A 14409-nucleotide genomic window follows, 5' to 3' on the forward strand; every position below is an offset into this window, starting at 1 on the left:
GGTTATTGCGTCAGGAGGTCGGTTTTTCCGACGCGTTTTTCATACCAGCGGATGCCGGCCCGCACCAGCGCACCCGTCGATTCGATATAGCGTTCTGGCTGCGCCCTTTGCGCCTCGGCCAGGATCACCGGCACCTCGGTACAGCCCAGTACGATGATCTGCGCGCCGCGGGCGAACAGCGCGTCGGCCTGCCGCTCCATGAGCCTGCGGGCACGCTCGGCGTCGCCGGCCTTGAGGGCGTAGATGCTTTCCATGACCTGCTCCTGCCCCTCGCGATCGGGGGCGATGCAGCGCAGGCCGTGCGCCTCGATGGCCTGCTGATACAGCCCCATATACAGCGTGGCGTTGGTGGCCAGCAGGCCGATGTGGCGCTGACCGCTGGCGCACACCTCGTTCAGGGTCGCCTCGACGATGTTGAGCAGTTCGACGTGACAGGACTGGCGCAGCTCATCAAACCAAAAGTGGGCGGTATTGCAGGGGATCACGATGCACTCGGCGCCGGCCTGTTCCAGGCGCTGTAAATAGTCGCGCATCGCCGGCAGCGGTGAATGGCCCTCCTGCATCAGCGCGGCGGTTCTGTCTGGAATATCTGGAATGGAGGAGATCAGCAGCGGAATATGCTGTTGATCGCTGCTCGCGCTGGTAAATGTGACGAACTTATTGAACATATCCACGGTGGCGGCTGGCCCCATGCCGCCCAATACGCCAATTAACCCTTTCACGCTGTTTCCCCCGGTTGACTGAGTACGCTGTCCACGGCCAGGGCGTGCCGAGGCACGTCATGGCGTCTTGACAGAATGCTAGGCGGCGAAGCGCCTTCGGTGGAAATGCAATAAAACGTGTATCAATGCAAATTACACATAGTATGGCTTGGTATGGATGGTGTAATAGTGGGCTATCACCTACTACAATGCGGTTTTGATAGGGTTTTATTGCGTAATGCGGTACAGCGGCGTCATGCGAAAAAGGCTTGATATATGCAAATAGTGCATAGTTTGCGGCGCTTGCGCGAGTGCCGTAGCCGGGCTGCGCCCGGTGCTCCGCGGCGGGCGCGATAGCGGAGATCGGCATAAAATAATGCTTATGGCTCAGCAGGATGAATGCGTTGCATTGTCTTAGGTGAGCTCTTACACTCATGACGGTTCGTTTACCATCCGCCCTTAATGTGAGGAGTCTGTCATGGATATTAAAATCAGTATCGCTGATACCAGCATTGCACACCTTTCTGCCACGGAATATGACGCCTACGTTGCAGAGCTGGGAGCGCGGGTGAAAGAGGTCTACCCGGAGAGCAGTCTGCTGATCGTGCATGACGGCGATGAAACGACGTTTACGGCAGAGGGCTTTCACGATAATGAGGAAGTGCGTATCGTGCTCCATGAGCTGCAGCAGGATGTGCAGCAGCACGGCCACTGGCGCAGCTGATCGCCCGCGTGATCTCGTAGGGAGCGGCGCTACCGCTCCCCGCCCTCAATCTCTCTTTGCCACACCGCCACACCGCCCCGTCCGTCCCCCCCGCGTCTGTCCCCATCTAAAAAGCCCGAGTGCGATCACGTTGCCCGCCTTTGGCCGTTGTCGGGCTAGCGTAATATATTTATATATATAGCGATTGGATCGACCGAGGAAGACGGAGTGAATATGAAATGGCGTGTGGGGTTAGGGATGGCGTTACTGTGGGGCTGGGGGGCACTGGCCGCCGCGGCAGAGCTGCATCTGTACGCCGGCGCCGGCCTGCGGGAGCCGGTAGAGGCAGTGGTCAGCGCCTTTGAGAAGCAGAGCGGCCACCGGGTGACGGTGGAGTACGGCGGATCGGGGCAGCTGCTGACGCGCATTAACCTGACGCACGCCGGCGATCTGTTTCTACCCGGTTCGGCCGACTATGTCGAGCGCCTGCGCGCTCAGGGAAGGGTAGCCTTCTCCGCGCCGCTGGTGCTGCATACGCCGGTGATGGTGGTGCGGCGGGATACCGGCGCTCAGGTGGAGACGCTGGCGCAGCTGGCGCAAAGCCCGCTGAGGATCGGGATGGGCGATCCGCACGCCATTGCGCTGGGGCGCAGCGGCGATGTGCTGCTGGAGGCCAGCGGATACGGTCAGGCGCTGCGCAGCAGGGTGGTGGTTCAGGCGACGACGATTAAACAGCTGCTGCTGTATGTGCTCAACGGCGACGTGGATGCCGCGGTGATCGGGCGGGCGGATGCCATGCGCCACCGCGATCGGCTGCGCCTGCTGCCGACGCCGCTCGGTGTGCCGCAGGAGGTGGCGACGATCGCGGTGCTGCAGGGCAGCGAGCAGGCCCCGGCGGCTCGGGCGCTGGCGGAGTACTTCGCCTCGCCCCAGGGGATCCGCGCGTTCACCGATCGCGGCTATTTGCCGCTGGCGAAGTAGCGTCCGGTGCGCGCGCTGGCGCTGCTGCCCCTGCTGCTGCTGCTGGCGCTGATCGTCGGTTCGCTGGCCTCCCTGCTGGGACAGATCGATCTTGCCATGCTGGCGGCGCTGCTGCGCGATCCAGAGATTCGCTTCGCGCTGGGGCTCTCTCTGTCGACGGCGCTGCTGTCGCTGGCGCTGGCCTGTCTGATTGCGCTGCCGGCGGCCTGGGCAATGATACGGGTGCCGCTGCCGGGAAAACGCTGGCTTAATCTGCTGCTCGATTTGCCGATGGTGACGCCGCCGCTGGTGACCGGCATCGGCCTGCTGCTGCTGCTGGGACATCAGGGGCCGCTGGGGGGCTGGCTGCCCGGGCTGGCGCAGCGGCTCTTTTCTCCGCTGGGGATCGTGATCGCCCAGACCTATGTCGCCACGGCGATTTTGCTGCGCAGCGCCGGCGCCGCCCTGGCCAGCATCGATCGCGCCTGGCTGGAGACCGCCCATAATCTGGGGCTGGCGCCGCTGGCGACGTTCCTGCTGGTGGAGATCCCGCTGGTGTGGCGCGCCCTGGTCAGCGGGGCGGTGCTGGCCCTGTCGCGGGCGCTGGGGGAGTTTGGCGCCACGCTGATGCTGGCGGGGGCGACGCGGATGAAAACGGAGACCCTGCCGATCGCCGTGTATCTGAATATCGCCGGCGGCGACTTCTCCGCCGCGGTCGGCTGCGCCCTGCTGCTGATCCTGCTGGCGCTTGCCCTTCTGCTGCTGCTGCACGGCGTGCGCCCGCCGAAGGAAAAGGGGACATATGCTGCATATTGATGCGCTGCACTGTGCGATCCTGCGCGGCGTCAGCCTGTCCGCCGCCGCCGCGGGTTGTACCGCCGTCTGCGGGGCCTCGGGCAGCGGCAAGACCACCCTGCTGCGGGCGATCGCCGGTCATCTGCCGTACCGGGGCAGCGTGTGCGTGGCGGGACGCCCTATCGATGGGCTGCCGCCCTGGCGTCGGCCCTGCCGCCACCTGAATCAGCGGCTGTATCTATTTCCGTTTCTCAGCGTAGAGCAGAATCTGGCGCTGGCGCAGTTTGCGACCGGGCGACCGCGCTGCGCAGAGGATCGCCTGTCGCTGCTCCGGGAGCTGGAGGTGGACCATCTGGCGCAGCGCTATCCCCAGCAGCTGTCCGGCGGCGAGCAGCAGCGGGTCGCGCTGGCGCGCGCCCTGGTGAGCGCCCCGCCGCTGCTGCTGCTGGATGAGCCCTTCTCCAGCCTGGACTGGCCCCTGCGCCGGCGGCTGTGGGGCTGTCTGCGCCGGGTGCAGCGCCAGCGCGCCATGACGCTGCTGCTGGTCAGCCACGAGCCGCGCGAGGTCGATGCCCTGGCCGATGCCTGCTACCAGCTACAGGCGGGGCGGCTGCGGCGCCTGACCTAGCGCGTCCGCGATGGCGTCCGGACGCCGATCGGCTATGCTGTGGACGGTGTGGACGGTGTGGACGGTGTGGACGGTGCTGTTGGTCTTGAGGGTGCGCGGGATGGATAATCGGATTCGGGTATTGCTGCTGCTGACGCTGGTCGGCGGGTTTGCCGATGCGGGCGCGTTTGTCCTGCTGGGTACCTTTACCGGCCATATCACCGGGAATGCGGTGCTGGCGATGATCTATTTGGCGCAGGGACGCTGGCTGACGCTGGGCTACTGCGCCGTGGCGCTGGTCTGCTTCCTACTGGGCACCTATTGGGGGAGTCGCTGGCGTCTGCGTCGGATGACGGACAGCGATACGCGGCGCATTGCGCCGCTGCTGTCGCTACAGCTGCTGCTGATGCTGGCGGGGGCAGGACTCTGGCGCTGGGGCTGCCCCAGCGGCTTTATTCTGCTGCAGGCGTTGGCGCTGGGGCTGCAGAACGGCGTGATCCAGAGCCTGCATACCACCAAGGTGCACTCGACCTACATCACCGGGATGTCGACGTCGCTGCTCAACAGCCTGGCGGCGGGGCGGGCGGCGCCGGATCGTCCGGCCCGTGCGACGCTGCTCTGCGGTATTCTGGGGTTTGTCGGCGGCGCATTGCTGGGGGGAACCCTGACCGACCGCTTTGGCGCGGTCGGTTTTATCGCGGTTGGTATACCGCTGCTGGCGGCCGCCCTGCTGAGCCGTCGCATCGCCGGGACGCCGGGCGGCTGACGACGCGGGGGGTTACAGGAACTCGGCGGCGCGGAATTTGGCCAGCGCGTCGGCCTTTTGCTGGGTCGTCATCGGGCGCAGCGGACGGCGCGGATCGCCGACGTCGATGCCGTGCAGCTGCATGGCGACCTTGCCCGCGGCGACGCCGCCATATTCGACCAGCACCCGGATGATGGCGATCACTTTATCCATGCAGCGGGCGACATCCTGCATATCGCCGCGGCGGAAGCTCTCCATCAGGCGCAGATAGAGCGGCGCGGCGTAGTTGTAGGTGCTGCCGACGGCGCTGGTGGCGCCGCAGGCAAGCCCGGCGGGCATAAACTCATCGACGCCGAACGGAATATCGAAGCGGCCGTTCTCTACCCGCAGGCAGCGCTGGTACTCATACATATCGCTGGCATTGAACTTCATGCCGCTCAGGTTGGGAATGCGCCCGGAGGCACTTTGTAGGAAGCGCTCCATGTCGATGCTCAGGCCGGACATGCTGGAGTGATAGTAATAAAAACCTTTATCCGGCGCGGCCTCGGCCACCAGCCGGCAGTATTCGACCAGGTCATCTACGCTGCCCGGTTTAAAGAAGCAGGGGCCGATCACGGAGGTCGCCATGATATCCAGGGTATTGGCATGACGCGCCAGCGTCACGGCGTCGGCAATGCTCAGCGCCCCGGTATGAACGATCAGATCCAGCTTTCCCTGACTGGCGTCGACCCAGCGTTCGGCGATGCGCATACGCTCTTCCACCGAACACTGAATACCCTCGCCGGTGGTGCCCAAGACATAGGCGCCGGTGACGCCATCAGCGATCAGGTGTTCGGCAATGCGGTCGATGACCGGGTAGTTAACGCTGCCGTCGGCCTTAAACGGGGTATGCGGTGCAGCGATCAAACCGGTTAGCTTTTTCATGCTAGCATCCTTTTGGAGTTATCTTGTTTTTTGGCTTTCTTGTATGGAGTTTGACTCCATTTTAGGGCGTCATACGGTGAGCTGCAACCGTCGCAGCGCGTGACGACGGTAGATTTTCGTTAAACTGTGAGCTCCTGCATTTTTTGCCCGCCGGGGCGCGGGCGGCCGTTCACGACAGCGCTTTAGCGCTCTGCAGCGCGTTCAGCGTCCGCAGCTTTTGCGCGGTAACGCGCTGCGGCTCCGCCTGAACCAGCAGGGTGTACAGCAGATCCAGTACGAACAGCTGGGCGGTCTTGGTGCCGATGGAGTCCCCCTGCAGCTTCCCCTGATTATTGCCGTTGATCAGGCTGATATCGGCATAGCGCATCAGCGCCGACCCCAGATTGTGGGTCAGGGCGATGGTGCGCGCGCCGGCCTCCTGCGCCAGCTTGAGCGCGTGTACCGTCTCCGGTGAAGCCCCGGAGTGACTGATGGCGATAGCGACATCCCCCGGCTGCAGCAGCGAGGCCTGCATGTACATAAAGTGGTTATTGCTGGTGCCGTTAACCCGGTAGCCGATGCGCATCAGCTTGTTTTTCATGTCTTCGGCGGTGATGCCGGAGGAGCCGACGCCGCAGATAAACAGGTAGTTGGCCTGACGAATCGCATCGACCGCCGCCTGTACCTGTGCCATGTCCAGCAGGTTCAGCGTCTCTGACAGGACGCTGTTGATGGCGGACTGCAGCTTGCGGCCAATGGTCGGTACATCGTCGCTGTCGATGATTTCGGCATCGAGCAGCGGGGTTTCCTCCGCGTCGCCGCGGGCGAGTTCAATCGCCAGGTCCAGCTTGAAATCCTGAAATCCTTTATAGCCGAGGGTGCGGCAGAAGCGGATCACCGTCGCCTCGCCGGACTGCGTGGCCTGGGCAAGCTGGGCGATGGAGAACTGGGTGACCTGCGCCGGGGTGCGCAGGATATAGTCGGCAATCCGTTGAGATACGCGGGTCAGGCTGTTCTGCATGGCAGAGAGCGTGTCGAGGATTTTTCCGGGCTGTAAGCGAATCTGCTGAGAGTCCTTCATGAGAGGGCGCCTTGATTGATGAACTGCACCGTCCAGCGGCGCTGCGGGATAGGAATTGGGATATGTAACGTTAAGCGTAGCAAATAACCACGTTTAAAAAAAGTCAGCCCGGCATGGACCGGGCTGGGAGAGAAGGGCACGCGTCAGACGCGTTCGCGATCCAGCGTAACCTGTTTGGCCGGCGCAAACAGCGGCGCGGCGAGCACGCCGACCACGACGACCGACATGGCGCCGACGACGCCGTAGAAGAAGAAGTTGAGGTCAGAGGCGTAACGCGTTAGTAGCACGGCGACGATGCTGACCAGGATCCCGCAGAAGGCGCTGCCGGCGTTGGCGCGTTTAAAGAAGATCCCCAGCATAAACAGGCCGGTCATGGGGCCGCCCATCAGGCCGATCAGGCTGTTGAAGGCATCCCAAATCTCGGACTCATTGGAGAGCACCAGCCAAATGGTGGCCAGGCTGCTCAGCAGGCCGGCGAGGATAATCACCAGACGGGCGATCTTCATCTTCTGCGGCGCGCTGCGCTCGTGACGGCTGAGCCGCACATAGATATCGGAGTTAAAGCAGCTGGAGATGCTGTTCAGGCTGCTGGAGATGCTGGACTGGGCCGCCGCGAAAATGGCCGCGATGATCAGCCCGGCGATGCCGCTGGGCATTTCGGTGACCACGAACAGCGGCAGGATCCCGCCGGTGTTAAAGCCCTTCGGCAGCAGCTGCGGATTCTGCTGATAGTAGACAAACAGCGCGGAGCCGATGGCGAAGAAGAAAATGGGGATAATCGCCACCAGCTTGGCGTTGGTGATCAGCGTCCGCTTGGTCTCCTCGATGGAGTCGGTCACGATGTAGCGCTGGACTACGTCCTGGCTGGCGGTAAATTGCTGAATATTGGCAAACAGAAAGCCTATCATCAGCACCGGAATGGTACTGTTGGTCCAGCTCCAGTGAAACTGGCTGTCCGGGAAGAATTTATCGGCGGCGGCGGTGACGCTGTAGATCTCGCTAATCCCGCCGTTCACCTTCCAACAGATCATGATGAAGATCAGCACGGCACCGCCGGAGAGCAGCAGCCCCTGGATCACGTCGGTCCAGATAACCCCTTCAATCCCCCCCATCCAGGTGTAGATGATGCACAGAATGCTGATCAGCAGCACCAGAACCACCGGATCGATGGCCAGGAAGGGACGCAGGGCCAGCACGGTCAGATAGGTGATAATGGCGATGCGGCCGATGTGGAACAGCATGAACGAGAGGCTGGCAAACAGCCGGCTGCGGACATCGAAGCGCGCCTCCAGATACTCGTAGGCCGAGGTGATTTTCAGCTTGCGGAAAAACGGAATGTAGAAGTAAAACACCAGCGGCAGAATGGCGATAGCCAGATACTGGCCGATGATGAATGTCCAGTCCGAGGTATAGGCCTTGGCCGGAATGGACATAAACGTGATGGAGCTCAAGGTGGTGGCAAAGACGGAGACGCCGGCGGCCCAGCCGGGAACGCGGCCGCCGCCGCGGAAGTAGTCATCCGCCGTTTTCTGGCGCTTGGCAAAGTACATCCCCACCAGCATCATCGCCAGCAGGTAGCCGAACAGGACGGCATAGTTAAGGAATCCGAAGTCATGAATCTGCATGTTTAATTCCTGCCATGGGTAAGGTAAGAGGGAGGGCGCTGACGGCGATAGTCCGGCGGGTGCGCGCGCCGCGGGGGGATATTGGATAGTGCATCACGCCGTCCTCCGTTAGGGTCGTTGTGTCGGCTCTGCGTCCTGGGGCAGAGGCGGGTCTTGTTGGTGTTTTGCTCCGTTATGATTATTTTTTCGGAGCGTTGCTTCATCAAGCGAAAAAATGGGGAAGTGTGAGGCGTCGCATAATGTGGTACGAAAATCGCTCTCTTATGTAGTGCAGCGCACACTTTCCCATTGATGAATTTAAAGATTACAGCCCTGTCTGTGCCGTTAGCGGAGCGCGCGGCGGCGCCCCGCAGAGGCGTTAGAAGTTGTACTGAAGCCCGACGCGGTAGCGCGTCTGGCGCGCATCGCTGTTGCTGTTGACGGCGACGTTGCCGACTTCGATATAGGGGGTAAAGGACGGATTTATCCGGTAAGAGAGGGCGACGTTGTGTTCATAATTGGTCTTTTTATTATCGTATTTAAGTGCGTCGCTATACATTTGGGTATAATCATATTCAACACGCCAATCATCAAATCGATAGCCAATATAACCATCCAGGCGGTTTGTCTGTTCGTCGTTTACGCCATCCTGCGTTTTTCTCGCATAGTCAAAACGGTAACGCCCGGCGATGTAAATACCGCTGTCAAAGCTGTATTGCGCTCTCAGGTAAGGCTTATAGATAGCGGTATCCGCGCTGCTCTCAAAAATAATGCCTGGCTGTAGCGTGATATTATCGGACAGCTTATGGCTATAGCTCAGTCCCATTTCAATAGCGTTGGTTACTAGATCGCTTAAAAATTTATCCTGCTCGCTATTTACGCCACCGGATTTTACGCTAGCATCAACGTAAAATCCTACGCCGCTGGCAAAGTTATGAATGATGGCGATGCGATCCTTATTAATGCGTGAGGCATCTGCATATTCATGGCGAAAGTCGATGGTGGTGGCCTGCGCGTTTATTGCAGAGAAAATGAGAGATAGCGCTAATGATATAATGGTCTTTTTCATTTTTCATTCCCAGAGATATTGAGTGGTTTTTGATTATTTATGGGTACAGCTAGTCGTCGCCGCGATAGAAGGGATCGCGGCACGGGTAATCGTTATCGGCGGCGGCGTATCAGCGTTCGATGATCAGCCTGCCGTCGCGCATGCTGAGCGTGATGACCGAATCGACCGCCTGGCCCTGTAGCGTCTCTCCGCCGATCAGGTAAAGGTGCTGGCCATCGCTGACGGAGACGCCGTAGCCCAGCGGGACAGGCAGCTCGCCAATGGCCTGCCAGCGCTCGCCCAGCTGGGCATAGATGGCCTGCTGCCAGTGCTTATTAAGCCCTTGATGGGCATAATAGTGCCGTTGGCGATAGTTGGCCCGGGCTCCGGGGAAGTTGGCGCCGCCCGCCACCAGCAGGGTTCCATGGCTGTAGCCTGCGTAGGCACCGGCCAGCCCCTCTTGAAGCGGCTCTCCCGGCGGCGGCGGCAGCGCACCTTCGCCGGTCCAGCGCAGCCGATCGTGGGACCAGGTGGCATAGTGGATCCGCTCTGTGCGCAGACCCGGCTTGATCTCGCCATTGATCAGCGTGATGCGTTCGCCGCTGCGCACCAGCGCCGAGCCCGCCGTTCCGGCAAAGGGGGTGACGCCGAGCGACTGCCAGCGTTGGCCGTCGGCATCAAATAGCAGCGCCTCCCGACTAAAGAAATAATCCTCGCTCGGCTTATCAAAATAGCGCTGAATAATATTATCAGAGGCTGGCTTATTATCTTTATTTTGATGAATGTCTCGGAGGTAACCATCAAATATTTGTTTGTTTACGCCGCCTAAAAATAGCCCCTGGGTGCGGTTGAGCGCGACGGCGGCGTGACCGACAAAGCCCCGTGGCGGATGCGTATCTATTTTTTGCCATTGATCGCTCTGCGGTATATAGCGATAGGTATCGGTTAATGCGGAGGGCGTCTCATCGTGCTGGCTAGCCTTACCGCTGCCGCCAAACACGTACAGGCTATTATTTAACGCCAGCGTCACCGCCTGATCCCGGGCCGTGCCAGGAAATGCAGCAATAGGCTCCCAGCGCTTTTCCTGGGCGGCCAAGTCCAATCGATACCAGGATTTATCGGCGCTGCCCAGCCCGATATAAATCGTGTTGTTGAGAATGGCGCCGGTGCCGCCTTTAAACGGCGTTGGCAGTACGGGTAATATCTCCGCATTTCCGGCAGGAATAATCAAGGCAGATAAAATCACGGCGGCCAGAAGACGGACGACTGGCTGCGTTAACCCAGGCATATAAGCTCCTTGCGATTAAAGTATCATGATGCGGTGGCCGTTCTGCCCGCGGGGTGGACGACGGACATGACAGGACGTTGTTGTAGTATTGCTCCATTATAAAATGATCTTTGGAGTTATACTTCAATCTGCTTTTGTGTGAAGTGTGAGAGAGTTCAAAAATGAATCCGTTGCTTTATTGTGCAGCGCCATCGGGTCGCGAACCCAACGGGTTTATAGGCATAGAAAAATCATCACTAATTATACTTCGCGTGCTAATATTGGGTAAATGTTATTAGTCTGCCGATGCCGCGCATCGCAATAGACACCGTGGTGATGCTAACGATCATGCCGATCTTTCCGCTCTCCCCCCTGACCGACCTGGTCGTTGGGGCTTCACTGTACTTTCCCCCGCTGTTTAAGGCGGTGGCGCTGGGACTGCTGCTGTGGCTGATCGTTCACCGCCTGCTGCGCGCCCAGATCTACGGCGGCGATATCTGGCATCCCACGCTGCTGGATCTCTCCCTCCTCGTGATATGCATCACCCTGGCGTTTGCCTTGCTAATCTGCGGATAGTCTTCGATGAAACTGCACTCCCTGAAATATTTTTTGAGCGTGATCGCCTGTGCCATCGCCCTGTGCGCCGGCGGATGGCTGTGGAACTACTACATGCAGTCGCCCTGGACCCGCGACGGTAAGGTCCGCGCCGAGCTGGTCAGCGTGACGCCGGAGGTCTCTGGGCGCATCACCCGCGTGGCGGTACGCGATAATCAGGCTGTGACCCGGGGGCAGCTGCTGTTCACGCTGGACAGCCAGCCGTTCATTATTGCCCGCGATCGGGCCAACGCGGCGCTGATGCGGGCGCAAAGCGATCTGGACAAGGCGCAGCACGAGGCCGCGCGGCGGCGCCGTCTGCCGGCGGACGCCATCTCCGCCGAGTCGCTGGATACCGCGCAGCTGAATGTTAAGGCGATGCAGGCCGCCTATCAGGTCGCCCGCGAGAGCCTGGCGCAGGCCGAGTGGGACCTGGCCCACGTGCGTATCGAGGCGCCGGCGGATGGCTTTATCACCAACCTGCGCAGCCGGGCCGGCAACTATGCCCACGCCGGCACGCCGCTGGTGGCGCTGATCGATCGCCATTCGTTCTATGTGATGGGATACTTTGAAGAGACCAAGCTGCGCCATATCCGGGTCGGCGATCGGGCCGATATCATGCTGTATGACGGCAGTACGCCGCTGCAGGGGCGGGTTGAAAGCATTGGGCGCGCCATCGACGATCAGAGCGCCGAGCCGGGCGCCGATATGCTGCTGAATGTGAAGCCCAACGTGCCCTGGGTGCGTCTGGCGCAGCGCGTGCCGGTGCGTATCGCCCTGGACGGCGTGGCGGCCGATACGCTGCTGGTTTCGGGCATGACCTGCACCATTACCCTGAAACCCTAGGGCGGAGTGGAATGATGACGCGCAACGGCGGTCTGTGGCAGCAGCTGCCCTGGGGAAAGGCGACGGCGGGGCAGTGGCGCTACGCGCTGCGCAATACCCTGGCGATGTGTCTGGCGCTGTGGATCGCGTTCGCCCTGGATCTGGATGAGCCCTACTGGGCTTTTACCTCGGCGGCGGTGGTCAGCTTTCCGACGGTGGGCGGGGTGATCGGCAAGAGCATCGGCCGGATTATCGGCAGCCTGCTGGGGGCGCTGGCCTCAATGGTGATCGCCGGGCTGTGCCTGAATGAACCCTGGCTGTTTACCTTTTGCATCGCGGGCTGGATAGCGCTGTGCACGTATGTTTCTAACCACTATCAGAACAACCTCTCCTATGCCTTCGCGCTGGCGGGCTATACGGCGGCGATCATCGCCTTTACCACGCCGAACAGCAGCGATACCATGCAGATATTCGATATCGCTCAGGCGCGGGTGTGCGAGGTGATCACCGGCCTGCTGTGCGGCGCCCTGATGATGATGATCATGCCCAATGACTCGGACGGCGCCAATCTGCTGACGTCGCTGCGGCGCATGCATCAGCGCTTGCTGGAGCATGCGCTGATGCTGTGGGCGCCAGCGCCGGGCAGCGATCTGCGCACGGCCCATGAGACGGTGATCCGCGAGATCCTCACCCTGAACCTGCTGCGTATCCAGGCCTTCTGGAGTCACTACCACTTTCGCCGCAACAATCATCTACTCAACTATCTGCTGCACCAGCAGCTACGGATGACCAGCGCCATCGCCATTATCCGTCGCATGCGGCAGCACTGGCCCGATGCGCCGCCCGCGCTGGAGACGGTGCTGACGCAGATCGTCGATGCCCTGCGGCAGCCGACGTGCGATCCCTACCGTACGGCGCGCCTGCTGGCGCCGCTGTACGCGAGCCCGACGTCGCGGGTGCGTCTGCAGGCCTTTGTCCGTCAGGTGCAGCGCTTTGTCCGCCTGTACCTCGGCAGCTTTCGCTGGCTGCAGCGGCTGGCTCAGAGCGGCAGCGAGAGTGCGGCGCTGACCCCACCGAGCACGCCGCCGCTGGCGCTGCATACCGATACGCTGGAGGCGGCCTACAATGCGCTGCGAACTTTCTGTACCCTGGTGCTGGGCTGCGCATTCTGGATTGAGACCCAATGGGATAGCGGTGCATCGGCGCTGGCTATCGCCGCGGTAACCTGCGTGCTGTACTCCGCGTCGGCCTCGCCGATGAGCAGCCTGATGACGCTGTTTAAGGCGATGATCATGCTGTCAGTCTTCTGCTTTTTGCTGAAGTTTGGCCTGATGATCCAGATAAATGATTTCTGGGTTTTCTGTCTCATTCTGGCGCCGATCCTGCTGACCATGCAGCTGCTGAAGCTGCAAAGCGCCCGCCATGCGGCGCTGTGGGGGCAGGTTATCGTATTTATGGGATCGTTTCTGATGGTGACCAATCCGCCGCAGTACGACTATGCCAGCGTGCTGAACGGCAGCATCGCCAAGATCGGCGGCGTGCTGCTGGCCGCGCTGGCGTTCCAGATCCTTCATCCTAGCTCCGATCGGCGTAAAGGTCGCCGGATCATCCGGGCGATGCGCCGGGACTTTATCGGGCAGCTGGCGGCCCACCCTCGCAGCAGCGAGGCGCAGTATGAGTCGCTGATCTATCACCGTATCAGCCAGCTGAACCAAAGCCGGGATGCCTTGGCCCGCCGCTGGCTGCTGCGCTGGGGCATGGTGCTGCTGAACTGTACGCACATCGTCTGGCAGCTGCGTAACTGGGAGGCGCGCGGCGACCCGCTGGAGCGAGTACGGGATCTCTGCCTGCACGGTCTGCACGGCATCATCAGCGAGGAGGGGGTCCAGCAGGCACACCTGACGCACACGCTGGCGCAGCTGGCGCGCATGAGTGAGCTGCTCGCCGCCCATCCTAACCCCAGCGCCCGCGATCTGGCCGGTGTTATCTGGCGCTTATACTGCGCCCTGAGTCAGCTGCAGATGGCGATGGACTAAGCCAGATAGAGCGCGTTGAGGCAGTCGTACTGCCGCTCCTGCGGCAGAAAACAGCGAATAAACAGCTGCAGATCGGTTTTTTCGCCGACGAACATCACCTGTAGACAGGGGGCATCGCTGATGCTGATGCGGTGCAGGGTGCAAAAGTCGCGCATCTCTTCACTGACGCTGAGCAGCGAAACCAGCAGGCGGTAGCGCGGCGGCGGCGGTACCGCCTGCTGTTTTTCTGCAATTTGATCGATTAGCGAGCGCAGACGTGGCCCGCTGTCCGAGCGCGGGTTTCCGGGCATGTGCCATCTTCGGGAGGCCATAGATCTATCCTGATATTGACTGTTTTTTGTCCTTAAATGACCGCTGCATGTCCCGCTGTGGCCGGCCTGCCAGCGGCGACAGACGCGTAGCCAGGGGACTCAGCGGTCGTGTTCCAGATAACCTAGCTATAAAAAGAGCATAGCCAAAAAGGGTGTCGGCGCCTGTATAGCAAGATTGCGGCGGCAGCGTCAAGGTGCTTTTCTAAAGAAAACTATCAATAAAAACAAA

At 61.0% G+C, this 14409-nt stretch carries 15 protein-coding genes; 8 read left to right on the top strand and 7 right to left on the bottom strand.

Annotation, left to right across the window (positions count from 1 at the left end; all coding sequences use genetic code 11):
• Positions 1 to 2 precede the first annotated feature (2 nt).
• Positions 3 to 722 (bottom strand): cysteate racemase, encoded by a 720-nt coding sequence (gene cuyB / locus ETEE_RS12965; protein ID WP_034163737.1) that lies wholly within the window; start codon positions 720 to 722, stop codon positions 3 to 5.
• 457 nt (positions 723 to 1179) lie between these two features.
• Here cuyB and ETEE_RS12970 point away from each other — a divergent pair, with 457 nt between their 5' ends.
• From ETEE_RS12970 to ETEE_RS12990, 5 genes are all read left to right on the top strand, one after another.
• Positions 1180 to 1425: a DinI-like family protein gene (locus ETEE_RS12970; protein ID WP_034163736.1), complete on the top strand. Its 246-nt coding sequence runs from the start codon at positions 1180 to 1182 to the stop codon at positions 1423 to 1425.
• A gap of 213 nt (positions 1426 to 1638) precedes the next feature.
• A complete protein-coding gene (gene modA, locus ETEE_RS12975; protein WP_034163734.1) occupies positions 1639 to 2385 on the top strand; it encodes a molybdate ABC transporter substrate-binding protein in 747 nt (248 codons plus the stop codon).
• A 6-nt stretch (positions 2386 to 2391) separates the two neighbouring features.
• Complete coding sequence (locus ETEE_RS12980; RefSeq protein WP_034163733.1) at positions 2392 to 3180, top strand: ABC transporter permease; 789 nt, start codon at positions 2392 to 2394, stop codon at positions 3178 to 3180.
• The gene (locus tag ETEE_RS12985) at positions 3167 to 3787 is read left to right on the top strand and encodes an ATP-binding cassette domain-containing protein (protein WP_034163732.1); all 621 of its coding nucleotides are present in this window, start codon (positions 3167 to 3169) and stop codon (positions 3785 to 3787) included. Before ETEE_RS12980 ends, ETEE_RS12985 begins: the two co-directional genes overlap by 14 nt.
• Before the next feature lie 100 nt (positions 3788 to 3887).
• A complete protein-coding gene (locus ETEE_RS12990) occupies positions 3888 to 4532 on the top strand; it encodes a YoaK family protein (RefSeq protein WP_034163823.1) in 645 nt (214 codons plus the stop codon).
• 12 nt (positions 4533 to 4544) lie between these two features.
• On the opposite strand, the gene ETEE_RS12995 is transcribed toward ETEE_RS12990, so the two are convergent.
• The 5 genes from ETEE_RS12995 to ETEE_RS13015 all read right to left on the bottom strand — a co-directional run bounded on the left by ETEE_RS12995 (position 4545) and on the right by ETEE_RS13015 (position 10435).
• Positions 4545 to 5435: a dihydrodipicolinate synthase family protein gene (locus ETEE_RS12995; protein WP_034163731.1), complete on the bottom strand. Its 891-nt coding sequence runs from the start codon at positions 5433 to 5435 to the stop codon at positions 4545 to 4547.
• Positions 5436 to 5604: 169 nt separating this feature from the next.
• On the bottom strand, positions 5605 to 6495 hold the full coding sequence (locus ETEE_RS13000) for a MurR/RpiR family transcriptional regulator (RefSeq protein WP_034163729.1): 891 nt from the start codon (positions 6493 to 6495) through the stop codon (positions 5605 to 5607).
• Positions 6496 to 6638: 143 nt separating this feature from the next.
• On the bottom strand, positions 6639 to 8120 hold the full coding sequence (locus ETEE_RS13005) for a sodium:solute symporter family protein (RefSeq protein WP_034163728.1): 1482 nt from the start codon (positions 8118 to 8120) through the stop codon (positions 6639 to 6641).
• Between the two features lie 358 nt (positions 8121 to 8478).
• Positions 8479 to 9168 (bottom strand): oligogalacturonate-specific porin KdgM family protein, encoded by a 690-nt coding sequence (locus tag ETEE_RS13010; protein ID WP_034163727.1) that lies wholly within the window; start codon positions 9166 to 9168, stop codon positions 8479 to 8481.
• A gap of 109 nt (positions 9169 to 9277) precedes the next feature.
• Positions 9278 to 10435, bottom strand: coding sequence for an N-acetylneuraminate epimerase (locus ETEE_RS13015; RefSeq protein WP_034163726.1), 1158 nt, complete (start codon positions 10433 to 10435; stop codon positions 9278 to 9280).
• A gap of 315 nt (positions 10436 to 10750) precedes the next feature.
• Here ETEE_RS13015 and ETEE_RS13020 point away from each other — a divergent pair, with 315 nt between their 5' ends.
• Genes ETEE_RS13020 through ETEE_RS13030 form a run of 3 tightly spaced genes read left to right on the top strand, consistent with a single transcriptional unit; the run spans position 10751 to position 13869 of the window.
• Positions 10751 to 10990 (top strand): DUF1656 domain-containing protein, encoded by a 240-nt coding sequence (locus ETEE_RS13020; RefSeq protein ID WP_034163822.1) that lies wholly within the window; start codon positions 10751 to 10753, stop codon positions 10988 to 10990.
• A 6-nt stretch (positions 10991 to 10996) separates the two neighbouring features.
• Complete coding sequence (locus ETEE_RS13025) at positions 10997 to 11854, top strand: efflux RND transporter periplasmic adaptor subunit (RefSeq protein ID WP_034163725.1); 858 nt, start codon at positions 10997 to 10999, stop codon at positions 11852 to 11854.
• Between the two features lie 14 nt (positions 11855 to 11868).
• A complete protein-coding gene (locus ETEE_RS13030) occupies positions 11869 to 13869 on the top strand; it encodes an FUSC family protein (RefSeq protein ID WP_034163724.1) in 2001 nt (666 codons plus the stop codon).
• Here the strand turns inward: ETEE_RS13030 and ETEE_RS13035 are convergent.
• Positions 13866 to 14180, bottom strand: a complete 315-nt coding sequence (locus ETEE_RS13035) for a hypothetical protein (protein WP_034163723.1) — start codon at positions 14178 to 14180, stop codon at positions 13866 to 13868. The two genes, ETEE_RS13030 and ETEE_RS13035, sit on opposite strands and share 4 nt — an antisense overlap.
• Between the last annotated feature and the right edge of the window lie 229 nt (positions 14181 to 14409).

This window comes from Edwardsiella anguillarum ET080813 (assembly GCF_000264765.2).
In the GTDB taxonomy this organism is placed as follows: Bacteria; Pseudomonadota; Gammaproteobacteria; order Enterobacterales; family Enterobacteriaceae; genus Edwardsiella; species Edwardsiella anguillarum.

Coding starts and splice junctions, on each gene's coding strand:
- ETEE_RS13015 (WP_034163726.1), bottom strand. CDS start 10,435: ATGCCTGGGTTAACGCAGCCAGTCGTCCGTCTTCTGGCCGCCGTGATT.
- ETEE_RS13030 (WP_034163724.1), top strand. CDS start 11,869: ATGACGCGCAACGGCGGTCTGTGGCAGCAGCTGCCCTGGGGAAAGGCG.
- modA (WP_034163734.1), top strand. CDS start 1,639: ATGAAATGGCGTGTGGGGTTAGGGATGGCGTTACTGTGGGGCTGGGGG.
- ETEE_RS13035 (WP_034163723.1), bottom strand. CDS start 14,180: ATGGCCTCCCGAAGATGGCACATGCCCGGAAACCCGCGCTCGGACAGC.
- ETEE_RS12970 (WP_034163736.1), top strand. CDS start 1,180: ATGGATATTAAAATCAGTATCGCTGATACCAGCATTGCACACCTTTCT.
- ETEE_RS12995 (WP_034163731.1), bottom strand. CDS start 5,435: ATGAAAAAGCTAACCGGTTTGATCGCTGCACCGCATACCCCGTTTAAG.
- ETEE_RS12990 (WP_034163823.1), top strand. CDS start 3,888: ATGGATAATCGGATTCGGGTATTGCTGCTGCTGACGCTGGTCGGCGGG.
- ETEE_RS13020 (WP_034163822.1), top strand. CDS start 10,751: ATGCTAACGATCATGCCGATCTTTCCGCTCTCCCCCCTGACCGACCTG.
- ETEE_RS12985 (WP_034163732.1), top strand. CDS start 3,167: ATGCTGCATATTGATGCGCTGCACTGTGCGATCCTGCGCGGCGTCAGC.
- ETEE_RS13010 (WP_034163727.1), bottom strand. CDS start 9,168: ATGAAAAAGACCATTATATCATTAGCGCTATCTCTCATTTTCTCTGCA.
- ETEE_RS13005 (WP_034163728.1), bottom strand. CDS start 8,120: ATGCAGATTCATGACTTCGGATTCCTTAACTATGCCGTCCTGTTCGGC.
- ETEE_RS13025 (WP_034163725.1), top strand. CDS start 10,997: ATGAAACTGCACTCCCTGAAATATTTTTTGAGCGTGATCGCCTGTGCC.
- ETEE_RS13000 (WP_034163729.1), bottom strand. CDS start 6,495: ATGAAGGACTCTCAGCAGATTCGCTTACAGCCCGGAAAAATCCTCGAC.